This window comes from Burkholderia sp. MSMB2157WGS (assembly GCF_001532755.1).
Lineage (GTDB): Bacteria > Pseudomonadota > Gammaproteobacteria > Burkholderiales > Burkholderiaceae > Burkholderia.
Genome location: NZ_LPJG01000030.1, coordinates 892,945 through 907,138 on the forward strand (window position 1 = coordinate 892,945; position 14,194 = coordinate 907,138).

At 67.3% G+C, this 14,194-nt stretch carries 12 protein-coding genes; 1 reads left to right on the plus strand and 11 read right to left on the minus strand.

What is annotated here, in order from left to right; genetic code table 11:
• Positions 1-160 precede the first annotated feature (160 nt).
• The 11 genes from purF to WT53_RS22520 form a co-directional block, all read right to left on the minus strand.
• Positions 161-1,693 carry an amidophosphoribosyltransferase gene (gene purF, locus WT53_RS22470; protein WP_034205159.1) on the minus strand — a complete coding sequence of 511 codons (1,533 nt, stop codon included), beginning with the start codon at positions 1,691-1,693 and terminating at the stop codon, positions 161-163.
• 51 nt (positions 1,694-1,744) lie between these two features.
• Positions 1,745-2,239, minus strand: coding sequence for a CvpA family protein (locus tag WT53_RS22475; RefSeq protein WP_034205160.1), 495 nt, complete (start codon positions 2,237-2,239; stop codon positions 1,745-1,747).
• 7 nt (positions 2,240-2,246) lie between these two features.
• Positions 2,247-3,083 (minus strand): SPOR domain-containing protein, encoded by an 837-nt coding sequence (locus WT53_RS22480; RefSeq protein WP_034205161.1) that lies wholly within the window; start codon positions 3,081-3,083, stop codon positions 2,247-2,249.
• Positions 3,084-3,112: 29 nt separating this feature from the next.
• Complete coding sequence (gene folC / locus WT53_RS22485) at positions 3,113-4,423, minus strand: bifunctional tetrahydrofolate synthase/dihydrofolate synthase (RefSeq protein ID WP_034205162.1); 1,311 nt, start codon at positions 4,421-4,423, stop codon at positions 3,113-3,115.
• 99 nt (positions 4,424-4,522) lie between these two features.
• Entirely contained in the window at positions 4,523-5,395 is an 873-nt protein-coding gene (accD, locus tag WT53_RS22490) for an acetyl-CoA carboxylase, carboxyltransferase subunit beta (RefSeq protein WP_009691548.1), read from the minus strand.
• A 64-nt stretch (positions 5,396-5,459) separates the two neighbouring features.
• Positions 5,460-6,275, minus strand: coding sequence for a tryptophan synthase subunit alpha (trpA, locus tag WT53_RS22495; RefSeq protein WP_034205163.1), 816 nt, complete (start codon positions 6,273-6,275; stop codon positions 5,460-5,462).
• A 41-nt stretch (positions 6,276-6,316) separates the two neighbouring features.
• Entirely contained in the window at positions 6,317-7,168 is an 852-nt protein-coding gene (locus WT53_RS22500) for a site-specific DNA-methyltransferase (RefSeq protein WP_034205164.1), read from the minus strand.
• 9 nt (positions 7,169-7,177) lie between these two features.
• Positions 7,178-8,371, minus strand: a complete 1,194-nt coding sequence (gene trpB / locus WT53_RS22505; RefSeq protein WP_034205165.1) for a tryptophan synthase subunit beta — start codon at positions 8,369-8,371, stop codon at positions 7,178-7,180.
• Positions 8,372-8,425: 54 nt separating this feature from the next.
• Positions 8,426-9,127: a phosphoribosylanthranilate isomerase gene (locus WT53_RS22510; RefSeq protein ID WP_034205166.1), complete on the minus strand. Its 702-nt coding sequence runs from the start codon at positions 9,125-9,127 to the stop codon at positions 8,426-8,428.
• Entirely contained in the window at positions 9,124-9,936 is an 813-nt protein-coding gene (truA, locus tag WT53_RS22515) for a tRNA pseudouridine(38-40) synthase TruA (RefSeq protein WP_034205167.1), read from the minus strand. Before truA ends, WT53_RS22510 begins: the two co-directional genes overlap by 4 nt.
• On the minus strand, positions 9,936-12,050 hold the full coding sequence (locus WT53_RS22520; protein ID WP_060261607.1) for a FimV/HubP family polar landmark protein: 2,115 nt from the start codon (positions 12,048-12,050) through the stop codon (positions 9,936-9,938). The genes truA and WT53_RS22520 overlap by 1 nt, the downstream gene beginning before the upstream one ends.
• Before the next feature lie 823 nt (positions 12,051-12,873).
• Between WT53_RS22520 and flgE the strand changes: the two genes are divergently transcribed.
• Positions 12,874-14,118: a flagellar hook protein FlgE gene (gene flgE, locus WT53_RS22525; protein ID WP_034205169.1), complete on the plus strand. Its 1,245-nt coding sequence runs from the start codon at positions 12,874-12,876 to the stop codon at positions 14,116-14,118.
• Positions 14,119-14,194: the final 76 nt, after the last annotated feature.

Here is a 14,194-nt window from a genome sequence, read left to right on the forward strand (position 1 = left end):
CATCAGCGGGCTTCGGTGCGGTACGACAGCGATCGACTCGGGCCGGCTGCCGCCGGCCTTCGCTTTAGCTGTTTTGGGAAGTTGCCCCGCGTCCGCAAGCTGATATCAAATCGACGCAAGGCCACATCCTATCACGCCTCGATAAAAGCGTGCGCCGGCGTTACTCGACCGACAGTTGCAGGTTCATCTGCGAACGCTCGGTGTCGCCGGCCGTGTCGCGATCGGCCTGCGACGCCGGCGTGAGGCGCGCGCGCTCGATCGCATCGAGATACTCGGGCGTCACGTCGCCGGTGATGTAGTTGCCGTCGAAGCACGACGCCTCGAAGCGTTCGAGCTTCGGGTTGATGTCGCGCACCGCGCGGCGCAGGTCGTCGACGTCCTGGTAGATCAGGTGGTCGGCGCCGATGATCTTCGCGACTTCTTCGTCGGTGCGGCCGTGCGCGACGAGCTCGCCGCGCGTCGGCATGTCGATGCCGTACACGTTCGGGAACTTAACGGGCGGCGCCGCCGACGCGAAGATCACCGACTTCGCGCCCGCATCGCGCGCCATCTGCACGATTTCGTGCGAGGTCGTGCCGCGCACGATCGAATCGTCGACGATCAGCACGTGCTTGTCCTTGAACTCGATGCTCATCGCGTTGAGCTTCTGCCGCACCGACTTCTTGCGCACGGCCTGCCCCGGCATGATGAACGTCCGGCCGACGTAGCGGTTCTTGAAGAAGCCTTCGCGATACTCGACGCCGAGCTTCGCGGCGACCTGCATCGCAGCCGGGCGCGACGAATCGGGAATCGGCATCACGACGTCGATCGGCACGTTCGGCAGTTCGCGCTTGATCTTCTCGGCGAGATAGTCGCCCATGCGCAGGCGCACGTTGTAGACCGGCACGCCGTCGAGGCACGAGTCCGGACGCGCGAGATACACGTATTCGAACATGCACGGATTCAGCGTCGGGTTCTCCGCGCACTGCTGGCTGTGGAAGTTGCCGGCCTTGTCGATGAAGATCGCTTCGCCCGGCTCCAGGTCGCGCACGAATTCGAAACCGATGCCTTCGACCGCCACCGACTCCGACGCGACCATCCATTCGGTGCCGTGTTCGGTCTCGAGCTTGCCGATGCACAGCGGCCGGATGCCGTACGGGTCGCGGAACGCGAGCAGGCCGTAGCCGGCGATCAGCGACACGATCGCGTACGAACCCTGCAGGCGGCGATGCACGCCCGACACCGCCTTGAACACCGACGCCGGATCGAGCTCGAGGCCCGTGGTCGACAGTTGCAGCTCGTGCGCGAACACGTTGAGCAGCACTTCGCTGTCGGAATTGGTGTTGATGTGCCGGCGGTCGATCCGGAACATCTCGTCCTTCAGTTGCTGCCAGTTCGTCAGGTTGCCGTTGTGCGCGAGTATGATCCCGAACGGCGCGTTCACGTAGAACGGCTGCGCCTCGGCCTCGCTCGACGCCGAGCCGGCCGTCGGGTAGCGCACCTGGCCGATGCCGTAGGTGCCGGGCAGGCTGCGCATGTTGCGCGTGCGGAACACGTCGCGCACCATGCCGTTCGCCTTGTACATGTGGAAATTGCTGCCGTCCGCCGTCGCAATGCCCGCCGCGTCCTGACCGCGATGCTGCAGCAGCAGCAGGCTGTCATAGATCAGCTGATTGACCGGGGATTGGGAGATAACACCTACGATGCCGCACATGGCATGTCCTTCAAGATGACAAAATCGGTTCCGTCCTGCCCGGCCGCGTCGTCACACGCGTACGTACTGGGCCATGCCGTCGGGCAGGAGCTGCTTCAGCTCGTGCACGCCCTGTTCGGCAAAAGGACGCAATAGCGCATTGCGCCAGAAATCCTGTTTGGGCAGTTCGGTCAGCCCGGCCGCCGCGACCAGCAGCACCACCAGCACGCAGCCGCGCACCAGCCCGAACATCATGCCCAGCGAGCGGTCGACGCCGCCCAGGCCGCTCGCCTGCGCGATCCGCGACAGCAGCGCGTTCGCCACGCCGGCGACCAGCACGACGCCGATCACGAGCAACGCGAAGGCGATCACCCACTGCGTCAGCGCGCCGCCCGGCCAGTTCGCCGGGATATACGGCACGACCAGCCCGACGTAGCGGCTCGCGATCACGATCGCCGCGATCCAGCCGATCAGCCCGAAAATCTCGGACACGAAGCCGCGCCACGCGCCGCGCAGCGCCGACAACGCGATCACCGCCAATACAGCGTAGTCGAAAGCCGTCAGCATCGTGGCATTACTGCGTCAGACCGGCTTCGCGCACCTTCGCGATCGCGGCGGAGGCCGCCGAGCGATCCGCGAACGGGCCGGCACGCAACAGTGTAGCCGTGCTGCCATCCGCCTGCTTGCGATGCTCGACATATGCGGGCACCCCCGCCGTTTTCAACTTGGCCGCCCACGAACGGGCCGTCGCGTCGTCCTTGAACGAACCGAGCTGCACCGCGAAGCGCGCACCGGCCGGCGATGCCGGTGACGATGCGTCGCCGCTGTCCGGGCTGGCGGCGTCGGCATTCGCGACGGTTGCGGGCGCAGGCTTCGGCGCGGCCGGCTTCGGCGCGGGAGCAGCCGGCTTCGCTGCGGGCTTCGGCGGCGTCACGCTCGCGGTGGTCGTCGTATCGGGTTTCGCGGCCGGCTTGGCGGCCTCCTTCGGCGCGGGCGCCGGTGCGGCCGCAACGGCCGTGTCGGAGGCCGGCGGTTCGTCGTGCGCGACGCCCGCCTGCACGTCGGCCGCATCGTCGTCGCGCGGGGCGACCGCCTGGTGCGCGGGCCGGTTCGGGATGTCGATCGCGATGTCGTCGGTGACCGGCTTCGGGTGCGAATCGAGCACCATCGGCAGTACGATCACCGCGGCCACGACGAGCGCGATCGCGCCGACGAGGCGACGGCGCGCGCGTTGCTTTTCTGGAAGGGTCGGATCGAGGAGCAGTGCGTCCGATTCCGGACGCTCGGTGCGGCGCGAGCGTCGCTCGACGCGTTCAGTGCGCTCCGTGCGCACGTTCCGGGAGGTCCCGGTACGACCGCCGCGCCGCGGGGGCGCGTCGTCGTCTTTTTTGCCGAACGAGAAAATTCCCATGAATGGCTGAGTCCGAAACTGCCCGTCAGTCAGTGTTGCTGCGATTTACGGTAGGCCAGCACGCCGGCAACCGTATGGAAACTGCCGAAAACCACGATTCTATCATTCTCGGATGCTCTTTTTAGTGCATCGCGAAACGCTTCCGCGGGCGACGCGTAACGCGTCACGCTCGAATCGGGCCCCTCCGCCACGCCGGCCTTGCGCAGCGCGGCTTCGAGCTGCTCTGCGGAAGCCGCGCGCGGCAGCGGCAGATCGGTCACGCACCAGTGGTCGATCTCGCCCTTCAGATGCTGCAGCACGCCGTCGATGTCCTTGTCGTGCATCGCGCCGAACACCGCGTACGTGTACGGAAAGAAGCCCATGTTGCCGAGGTTCTGCTCGAGCACGGCCGACGCATGCGGATTGTGCGCGACGTCGAGCACGATCGCCGGCTTGCCGGGCAGCACCTGGAAGCGCCCCGGCAGCTCGACGTTCGCCAGCCCGAGCCGGATGTCCTGCGCGGACACCGGCAGCACCGGGCGCAGCGCCTCGAGCGCGGCGAGCGCGGCCGACGCGTTGATCAGCTGATTCGCGCCGCGCAGCGCCGGATACGCGAGCGCCGGATAGCGCTTCTCGCGGCCGAGGTAGCTCCATTGCTGACGTTCGGCGCCCGCCTGCGCTTCGTAGCGAAAATCGCGGCCGACCAGCCACAGATCCGCGCCGATCGCTTCGGCGTGGTCGATCAGCGTCTGCGGCGCGGCGGGATCGCCGCAGATCGCCGGCTTGCCCGCGCGGAAGATCCCGGCCTTCTCGAACGCGATCTTCTCGCGCGTGTCGCCGAGGTATTCGGTGTGGTCGATGTCGATGCTCGTGACGATCGCGCAATCGGTATCGATGATGTTGACCGCATCGAGCCGGCCGCCGAGGCCGACTTCGAGAATCACCGCGTCCAGGCCGCGCGACGCGAACAGGTGGAGGATCGCGAGCGTCGTGAATTCGAAATACGTGAGCGACACGGGCTCGGCCAGCGACGTGCGCGCGGCTTCGACGGCCTCGAAATGCGGCAGCAGTTCGTCGTCGGTCACGTTGTGCCCGTTCACGCGGGCGCGCTCGTTGAATTCGAGCAGGTGCGGCGACGTGTGGCAACCGACCTTGTAGCCCGCGCGCACGAGAATCGTCTCGAGGAATGCGCAGGTCGAGCCCTTGCCGTTCGTGCCGCCGACGGTGATCACCGGGCATGCGAATTCGAGCTGCAGCGCCGCCTTGACCTGCCCGATGCGGGTGAGGCCCATGTCGATGCCGACCGGGTGCGCGCGTTCGAGATGCGAAAGCCACGCGTCGAGAGTGGGAAAAGTGCTCATCGGATCAAATCTGGATCGGTACCGCCACTACGCCAAAAAACGAAGCGCGCCGCCTGACGCTCGAGCCAGGCGACGCGCAGAGTCACAACCTTGCGCCGGTCAAGCCAGCGCGTCGGCCGGCTGTCGCTGCAGCAGCGCGAGCAATTGCGCGATCTCGTCGCGCATCTTGCGACGGTCGACGATCATGTCGATCGCGCCGGTCTTCAACAGGAATTCGGCACGCTGGAAGCCTTCCGGCAGCTTCTCGCGGACCGTCTGCTCGATCACGCGCGGACCGGCGAAGCCGATCAGCGCCTTCGGCTCGGCGATCACGACGTCGCCGAGGAACGCGAAGCTCGCCGACACACCGCCCATCGTCGGGTCGGTCAGCACCGAGATGAACGGCAGCTTGGCCTCGGCCAGCTTGGTCAGCATCGCGGTGGTCTTGGCCATCTGCATCAGCGACAGCAGGCTTTCCTGCATCCGTGCGCCGCCCGATGCGGTGAAGCAGATGAACGGCACGTGCTGTTCCAGCGCATTCTGCGCGCCGCGCGCGAAGCGCTCGCCGACGACCGACCCCATCGAGCCGCCCATGAACGAGAACTCGAAGCAGGCAGCCACGACCGGCAGCGTGTGGATCGCGCCGCCCATCACGACCATCGCGTCGGTCTCGCCGGTTTCGTCCATCGCTTCCTTCAGACGATCGGGGTACTTGCGGCTGTCCTTGAACTTCAGCGAGTCGACCGGCACGATTTCCTGGCCGATCTCGTAGCGGCCTTCCGGATCGAGCAGCCCGTCGAGACGCTCGCGCGCGCCGATGCGCATGTGGTGATCGCACTTCGGGCACACGTGAAGGTTCGCGTCCACGTCGTTGCGATAGAGAACGGCCTCGCAGGACGGGCACTTGACCCACAGGCCTTCCGGAATGCCCTTGCGGCTTTTCGGGTCGGTCTGCTTGATCTTCGGCGGCAACAGTTTGTCGAGCCAGCTCATCGTATGGTTTCCTGTTCCGTGGCGGGGCGGGCCCATCGGCTCGTTCCCGCTTCCTGTGTTGTGTTTATCGCGCTGCCTTGGCGGCGCCGTCCAGCGCGGCGCGCAGCTCGGCGATGAACGCCTTCAGCGCGGCGGCGGCGCCTTCCGGCGCGGCGCTTTCGAGCAGCTGCACCAGGCGGCTGCCGATCACGACGGCGTCCGACACTTCGGCCACCGCGCGCGCCGTTTCGGCGTCGCGGATCCCGAAGCCGACGCCCACCGGAACCGGCACGCGCGACTTGATGGCCGGGATTTTACCTGCAATGCTCGAAACATCCAGATTTCCGGCGCCGGTCACGCCCTTGAGCGACACGTAATACACGTAGCCGCTCGCGATCTTGCCGACGTCGGCGATGCGTTCGTCGGTCGACGTGGGCGCGAGCAGGAAGATCGGATCGATCTGCGCGCCGCGCATTTTCTCGGCGAACACGCCCGCTTCTTCCGGCGGATAGTCGACCACCAGCACGCCGTCGACACCGGCCGCGTGCGCTTCGGCCGCGAACGCGTCGACACCCATCCGCTCGATCGGGTTCGCATAGCCCATCAGCACGACGGGGGTTTTCTGGTCGGTTTCGCGAAAACGCTTCACGTCGGCGAGCACGCTCTTCAACGTGACGCCGCGCGCGAGCGCGCGTTCCGACGAGCGCTGGATCACCGGGCCGTCGGCCATCGGGTCCGAGAACGGCACGCCGAGTTCGATCACGTCCGCGCCGCCTGCGGCGAGTGCGTGCATGAATTCGACGGTTTTCGCCGGATCGGGGTCGCCGGCGGTGATGAACGGGATCAGGCCCTTACGGCCTTGTTCGGCGAGCGCGGCAAAGGTCTGCTGAATACGGGACATGGCAATTTTCCTGGATGCGTTCGGCGACGCGGCGGCGCGACTCACGCGCACGCCGGCGCGACGAGCGCACTCACGCGCTCGTGCGCAATCGCACAATAACTTTCGTTGATCTCGTAGCCGACGAAGTCGCGCCCCTGCCGTGCGCAGGCCACCGCGGTCGTGCCGCTGCCCATGAACGGATCGAGCACGCGGCCGCCCGGCGGGCAGCTCGCGAGCACCATCCGCTCGATGATTTCCAGCGGCTTCTGGGTCGGATGATCGACGCGCTCCGCGTGCTGCCGGTGCAGGCGCGAGACCGACCAGACGTCCTTCGGGTTGTAGCCCATCTCCAGCCACTTGCTGCCTTCGAACAGCTTGCGCGAGCGGGCCTTCTTCGTGTCGGCGTCGTATGGGATGCGGACCGGATCGAGATCAAAGTAATACGCTTTGGAAACCGCGAAAAAGCCGATGTTGTCGTGCACCGACGTGAAACGGCGCGTCGTGCCGCCCATGCTCGGCACGCGCCGGTCCCAGATGATCTCGTTGACCATCGTGAGCTGCGTCTTCAGAAAACTGAAGATTTCCGGCGCGTACTGCCACGTGCAGAAGATGTACATCGACCCGCTCGGCTTCAGCTTCGGAATCGCGAGCTCGAGCCACTCGCGCGTCCACGCGAGGAAATCGTCGCCCGAACGCTTGTCCGAGTCGTTGCCGTAGTCCTTGCCGAGCCCGTACGGCGGATCGGCAACGATCAGGTCGATCGACGCATCCGGCAAGTGCGCGGCATCGGTCAGGAAATCGCGGTTGTGCAGTTCGATACCGTGAGGCAGCACGCGCGGCACGGCAGCGACGGGCTGAACCGCCTCCGCCTCGCTCGCGGCGCCGCCGCCCGGCTCTTCGATCAGGTCACGCATCGGTCGGGGTCAGAGCTCGATGCCCGATCGCTCGGCGACCGTGTGCATGTCCTTGTCGCCGCGGCCCGACAGGTTGACGAGCAGAATCTTGTCCTTCGGCAACGTCGGCGCGAGCTTCACGCCATACGCGATCGCGTGGCTCGACTCGAGCGCGGGGATGATCCCCTCGATCCGGCAGCAGTCGTGGAATGCCTTCAGCGCCTCGTCGTCGGTGATCGGCACGTACTGCGCGCGGCCGCTGTCCTTCAGCCATGCGTGTTCGGGGCCGACGCCCGGATAGTCGAGGCCCGCCGACACCGAATGCGTCTCGATGATCTGGCCGTTGTCGTCCTGCAGCAGATACGTGCGGTTGCCGTGCAGCACGCCCGGGCTGCCGGCGATCAGCGATGCCGCGTGATGCCCCGTGTCGATGCCGTCGCCGGCCGCTTCGACGCCGATCAGCTGCACCGATCGATCATCGATGTACGGATAGAAGATGCCCATCGCGTTCGACCCGCCGCCGACGCACGCGATCACCGCGTCCGGCTGCCGGCCCGCGAGCTCGGGCATCTGCATCTTGCACTCGTCGCCGATCACGCGCTGGAAGTCGCGCACCATCATCGGGTACGGATGCGGGCCCGCGACCGTGCCGATGATGTAGAACGTGCTTTCGATGTTCGTGACCCAGTCGCGCATCGCTTCGTTCAGCGCGTCCTTCAGCGTGCGCGAACCCGATTCGACCGGCACGACCGTCGCGCCGAGCAGCTTCATCCGGTAGACGTTCGCGGCCTGCCGGCGCACGTCCTCCGCGCCCATGTAGACCACGCACTCCATCCCGAAGCGCGCGCAGATCGTCGCGGTCGCGACGCCGTGCTGGCCCGCGCCGGTTTCCGCGATCACGCGCTTCTTGCCCATGCGCTTCGCGAGCAGCGCCTGGCCGATCACGTTGTTGATCTTGTGCGCACCGGTGTGGTTCAGGTCTTCGCGCTTCAGGTAGATCTGCGCGCCGCCGAGCATCTCGCTCCAGCGCTGCGCGTGATAGATCGGCGACGGGCGGCCGACGAAATACTTCAGTTCGCGCTCGAATTCGGCGACGAAGTCGGGATCGTTCTGGAACTTTTCATACGCCGCGCGCAGTTCGTCCAGCGCGTGAATCAGCGTCTCGGCGACGAACACGCCGCCATACGGGCCGAAATGGCCGCGATCATCGGGAAGGTTGTACATGGTGTCTCTCTCGATCGGTCGGTGCGCCCGCTCGTCAGGCCGCACCGGCTTGCGTCATCCGGCGTCCGCTTCGCGCACCGCGCGCACGAACGCCGCCATCCGGGCGTGATCCTTCACGCCCTTCGCGCCCGCCACTTCGATGCCACTCGAGACATCGACAGCGAACGGACGCAACTGGCGGATCGCATCACCGACGTTTTGCGCGTTCAAGCCACCACTCAAAACGGCCCGACGCGCGAGCTCTGCGGGAATAAGAGACCAATCGAAGACCTTGCCGCTACCGCCGTAATCCGGCACCAGGGTGTCGAACAGGAGGCCGCGCGCTTTCGAATAATGAAGAGCCGATTCTACCAAATCGGACGGCTGCGTCGAGGGGCCGACGCGCACCGCACGCAGCCACGGCAGGCGCGCCGCGCGGCCGAGCGCATCGCACTGCTCCGGCGTCTCGTCGCCGTGGAACTGCAGCACCGTGAGCGGCACGTCGCGCACGACGGCCTCGATCTCGGCTTCGGTCGCATTCACGAACAGCCCGACCACCGACACGAACGGCGGCGCGAGACTCGCCAGCTCGGCCGCCTGCGCGATCGTCACGGCACGCGGGCTTTTCGGGTAGAACACGAGACCGATCGCATCGGCACCGAGCGCCGCCGCGTGCAGCACGTCCTCTCGGCGCGACAGCCCGCACAGCTTGATGCGCGTGCGCGGCGCCAGGGCCGCCGCGGCGGAATTCGAAGAAGACACGTCGTGATCCGTCATGATAGTGGGTCCAGATCGGCCCAGACGCTGCTCCACGGCACGCTGCCGAGCTGCGCGGGCGGGACGGCGAATTCCGCCGGGTAGCCGACGTGGGCGAGGTACAGCCCATCGGCCATGAACGTGGGCGCCGCGAGGTTGCGGTCGCGCCCGGCCAGCACGTCGGCGAGCCAGTCGGCCGGGTAGCGGCCGCGCCCGACCGCGACGAGGCAGCCCATCAGGTTGCGCACCATGTGATGCAGGAACGCGTTCGCGCGGAAGCGGAAATGAATGAAATGCCCGGCGCGCCGCACGTCGATCTGATACAGGTGTTTGACCGGCGTCTTCGACTGGCATTCCGACGACCGGAACGACGAAAAGTCGTGCTCGCCGATCAGGTGCGCGGCGGCGGCGCGCATCGCGTCGTCGTCGAGCGGCGTGTGGATCCAGCCCGCACGGCCGGCCAGCATCGGCGAGCGCACGGGGTGCACGTACAGCGCGTAGTAGTAAGTGCGCTCGAACGCCGAGAAACGCGCGTGGAACGTGTCCGGCATCGGCTTCGCCCACTGCACCGACACGGTCGGCGGCAGGAACGCGTTGGTGCCGCGCACCCACGAGAACGCTTCGCGCTCGAGATCGGTGTCGAAATGCACGACTTGCCCGAGCCCGTGCACGCCGGTGTCGGTCCGCCCCGCAACCGTCGTGTGCAGCGGCACCCGCGCGAACTCGGCCAGCGCATGCTCGAGCCGGTCCTGCACGGTCTTGCCGTGCGGCTGCGCCTGCCAGCCGCAGAACGCCGCGCCGTCGTACTGGATGCCCAGCGCGATCCGCATCACGCCTCGTCCGCCAATTTCGCGAGCAGCGCGCGTGCGTCGTCGCGCGTCGCGGCGTCGTTCGCGTCGACCACTTCCTGCAGCAGCGTCCGCGCGCCGGACAAGTCGCCCAGCTCGACATATTCGGCCGCGAGGTCCAGCTTGTTGCGGGCGATGCGCGCGAGCTCGTCCGGGGTCAGCGCAGGCAGCGCGGCGCCCGGCGTGGCCGGCAGGTCGAGATCGAAGTCGAGCTTCAGCGCGCCGAACTGCGCGCCGCCGAGCGGCGGCAGCGACGACGTCGCGGGCGGGCTGCCCGCGTGGCCGGCAGGCGTCGCCACATCCGGATCCCAATCGAGGTCGTCTTCCTGGTCGGCCGGATGTTCTAGTGTCCTCTCACTCGAACCCATCGACGGGCGCTCGACGGATTGACCGTTAGTTGCGATTTTATCGGCTTCGATCTGTGCCGCCCGCGCAGACGCCTCTTCCGCTGTCGACGACAGTTCGCCTGCTGCCCGCGGCGGCAACGGCATGTCGAGACTATTGAGCGCGCTGATCGCGTTCTGCATCAGCGTCGCGTGCTGCGCTTCGGTCGTCGAAGGTGCGGCGGATGTGGAGGTCGGCTCGGCGGGCTCGCTCTGCTGGGCCGGCTCGTCGGCGGCAGCGGCTTTTTCGGCCGGCTCCTTATCGTGCGAAGCCTCGGCCGGCACCGCAGCGTGCGCAAGCGGAGATTCAGGCGACTCGTCGCGCGGCGCCGTCATGTCGGGCGCGGACGATGCGTCCGCGGCGGGCGGCTCGACCGTCTCCGCCGCAGCGGCAGTCGCCGCGGCGAGATTCATGTCGGACGCCGCATCGCGTGCGACCGGCATCTCGGGCGTGATCGGCAGTTCGCGTTCGACGGACGGCGCGGCTTCCGCTTCTGCAACCGCGGCACCGCCTGCTGCGGCCGCTGCCGTCCCCGCATCGTCCGGGCGGCGACTCTTGCGGCGCTTGCGCCATGCGAAGCCGGCCGCGAGCACGATCACAGCGGCGCCGGCCACGGCGGCCGGGCGCCAGTCCATCTGTTCGGTACGACGTGCAGGCATCGCGACGGGGGCGGCCGGTCGCACCGGAGCCGATGCCGGTTGCGGCGCACTGGCTGCCGCGTCCGACGCGGCTTCGCCTGCCGTCGATGCAGCGGCCGACGCACCGGCGTCATTCGCGGCCGCACGCGGCGCGGCAGGCGCCGAAGCGGGCGCTGGCGCGACGCCGGTCGTCGTTGCCGGTTTGCCGATGCCGTGCTTCTGCAATTCCATCAGCACGCGATTCTTCAATGCCAGCAATTGCTGCAGGCTCGACGGCCGCGGCTGCGACGCACCCACGGCGGGCGCGGCCGGTTCATGCACGCCGAAGACCGGGCTGCCCGGCACCGACGGCGCCGCGGCCTCGCTCGCGGACGACGGCGCCGACTGGATCGCACCGCTCCATACATGCGGACCGCTTGCACCGGCGGTGGGCGCCGCCGCCTGAATGCCGTCGACGGCCGACGCGCCACGGGCGGCCGACGCCCCGCTCGAAGCCGAAGCACCGCTCGAAGCCGACGCCCCCGCCGCCGTCGCGGCACTCGCCCCGCTCACCGGAGCCGCATGCACGGCCGGCGCCATCGGCGCGGGCTGCGCGGTCGAGCCGGGATGCGGCGCGGATGCGCCGTGCTGCGCGTTCGCCGCCCCGCCCGATGCGGCGGCGGGTGCGGAAGCGGCCGCCGTACCGGACGCGGCGGACGCAGCGGACGCGCCTGCCGGCACCAGCGCCGCGCCGGTGGCGTCGAGCGGGGGCAAGGTCAACGTCGCGCCGACTTTCAGGCGGCTCGCGTCGCGCTTCATGAACGCCTGCGGATTGGCGTCGAACAGCGCGCGGCCCGCGCGCGCGAGCACGGCCGGATCGTGCGATTGCGTGGCCGCTTTCGCGATGTCGTTCAGCGACTGGCCCGGCTGGACCGTCACGGTAAGCGGAGCGGCGCCGCCGGCGGCGGACGCCGGCAGTTCGCCGGTGCCGACTGCCCATGCCGATGCGGCTGCGCCGAGCGCCAGGATCGCCAGCGCGCCACGCACGGCGCGCGACAGACGGGACTGACGCGGAAACAAGGAAATTCGGGACATCGTTGGCTCTATCGCCGCGCGCGGGCGCGGCTCGGATTCGCGGTTGGAAGCGTCAATAAAGTGGCTGCAGAAATGCAAAAGCGTCGCGCGGAACGCGACGCTTTCGGCGGGTCTGTGCGTCGTAACCGCGTAGTTTACTTCACACGATCGGGTTCCGGCCGAATTCGTCGCCCGTCGATGCAACGGGCGGCGGGCGCAGGCTCGTGCCGCGCGGGTCCGCCTGCCTCGGCCCATGCATCCGATCGATCGAAGCCAACCTGCGCGCGCAGTCGAAAACCGTCTCACAGCGGCATCGCCCCACCGTTCGAATGGCTGCTTTCTGACGTTCACCGCGTGTTCGCCTCGTGTACGCCGCAGGATCGCGGCGACAGAAACGCCAACGTCCCCTCGACGATCCGCCCCGGCCGCGGTTAATGAATCGACAGCCGAAAATCAGAATAAATCGCGACCGGCGATCGATCTCGCCCCAATCACGTCCAATTCTTCGATAAGAAGGCAATTTCCCGCTCTTATCGAAGAAATGAAAATCCACACTACCGAAGCACCACCCCACAAGGCTTTCAGCGCCTTCCGCATGCCCCACCATTCATATGAAAGCGGCCACTTTCACATGAATTCAATTTCATTACACAAAATTACACAGATCAATTAATTACCGTCGATACGATCGCCCCTAAACAGGAATCGGCGCATTCCGGCCTAGCGCCTGCCCATGCCGGAAAGGCGGGAGCCCGCTCGGCCAGGCTGCTGCCGTGAAGTACCGGAAGGTCATCGCGCAGTCGCACGACTGCATTCACTCACCAGCTCGTTACGGGGACCGAACATGGGCTATCAGCAGGGTTTGAGCGGGTTGGCCGGTGCGTCGAGCCATCTCGACGTGATCGGCAACAACATCGCGAACGCGAACACGGTCGGCTTCAAACAGGGGCGCGCGAATTTCGCCGACATGTACGCGAATTCGGTCGCGACGTCGGTCAATACACAGATCGGCATCGGCACGCGGCTCGCGTCGGTGCAGCAGAATTTCGGCCAGGGGACGATCGATTCGACGAAGTCGTCGCTCGACGTCGCGATCAACGGCAACGGCTTCTTCCAGATGTCGAGCAACGGCGTGACCACGTATTCGCGTGACGGCACGTTCCACCGCGACAAGAATGGCGCAATCGTCGACGCGCACGGCCGCAACCTGATGGGCTATGCGGCAGGCGCCGGCGGCGCGATCGACATCGCGCAAACGGTGCCGCTGCAGGCGCCGACCGCCAATATCGCGCCGCGCGCGACGAACAGGATCACCGGCCAGTTCAACCTGAACGCGCAGGACAAGGTGCCGACGAAGACGCCGTTCAACGCAACCGACAACACGACGTACAACTACAACGCGTCGATCCAGGTCTACGACACGCTCGGCGGCTCGCAACCGGTCACGATGTACTTCGCGAAGAGCGCGGCCGGCACGTGGCAGGCCTACGCGGGCGTGCGGGGCCAGACGCCGACGCATCTCGGCACCGTCACGTTCGACGCATCGGGCCGGATCAGCGCGACGACGTCGGCCGCGACGGGCCGGCCGACGCCGAGCCTCGGCCAGTTCGCGTTCTCGATCCCGAACACGACGGGCGGCGCCAATCCGCAGAACCTGGCGCTCGATCTGGGCGGCACGACGCAGTACGGCGGCAAGGACGGCGTGACCCATCTTGCGCAGGACGGCTTCGCGAGCGGCACGCTGACGACGTTCTCGATCGGCGCCGACGGCAAGCTGACCGGCAACTACTCGAACGGCCAGAGCGCGGTGCTCGGCCTGATCGCGCTCGCGAACTTCAACAACCCGAACGGGCTCGTGAACATCGGCGGCAACCAGTATGCGGAAACCGCCGCGTCGGGCGTGCCGCAGATCTCCGCGCCGGGCAGCACGAACCACGGCACGCTGCAGGGCAGCGCGCTGGAAAACTCGAACGTCAACCTCACGAACGAGCTCGTAAACCTGATCACCGCGCAACGCAATTACCAGGCGAATGCACAGACGATCAAGACCCAGCAGGCCGTCGATCAGACACTGCTGAACCTGCGCTGAGTCTGCGCTGAACCGCGCATGAAAAAACGCGCCGCGCCGGCCCCGAATCTCGAGGCCGACGCGGCGCGTCGTGTCG

Excerpts from the sequence above, each read along its gene's own strand:
- WT53_RS22475 (WP_034205160.1), bottom strand. The coding sequence starts at position 2,239 with ATGCTGACGGCTTTCGACTACGCTGTATTGGCGGTGATCGCGTTGTCG.
- WT53_RS22510 (WP_034205166.1), bottom strand. The coding sequence starts at position 9,127 with ATGACGGATCACGACGTGTCTTCTTCGAATTCCGCCGCGGCGGCCCTG.
- flgE (WP_034205169.1), top strand. The coding sequence starts at position 12,874 with ATGGGCTATCAGCAGGGTTTGAGCGGGTTGGCCGGTGCGTCGAGCCAT.
- folC (WP_034205162.1), bottom strand. The coding sequence starts at position 4,423 with ATGAGCACTTTTCCCACTCTCGACGCGTGGCTTTCGCATCTCGAACGC.
- trpA (WP_034205163.1), bottom strand. The coding sequence starts at position 6,275 with ATGTCCCGTATTCAGCAGACCTTTGCCGCGCTCGCCGAACAAGGCCGT.
- truA (WP_034205167.1), bottom strand. The coding sequence starts at position 9,936 with ATGCGGATCGCGCTGGGCATCCAGTACGACGGCGCGGCGTTCTGCGGC.
- WT53_RS22520 (WP_060261607.1), bottom strand. The coding sequence starts at position 12,050 with ATGTCCCGAATTTCCTTGTTTCCGCGTCAGTCCCGTCTGTCGCGCGCC.
- WT53_RS22500 (WP_034205164.1), bottom strand. The coding sequence starts at position 7,168 with ATGCGTGACCTGATCGAAGAGCCGGGCGGCGGCGCCGCGAGCGAGGCG.
- trpB (WP_034205165.1), bottom strand. The coding sequence starts at position 8,371 with ATGTACAACCTTCCCGATGATCGCGGCCATTTCGGCCCGTATGGCGGC.
- purF (WP_034205159.1), bottom strand. The coding sequence starts at position 1,693 with ATGTGCGGCATCGTAGGTGTTATCTCCCAATCCCCGGTCAATCAGCTG.
- WT53_RS22480 (WP_034205161.1), bottom strand. The coding sequence starts at position 3,083 with ATGGGAATTTTCTCGTTCGGCAAAAAAGACGACGACGCGCCCCCGCGG.
- accD (WP_009691548.1), bottom strand. The coding sequence starts at position 5,395 with ATGAGCTGGCTCGACAAACTGTTGCCGCCGAAGATCAAGCAGACCGAC.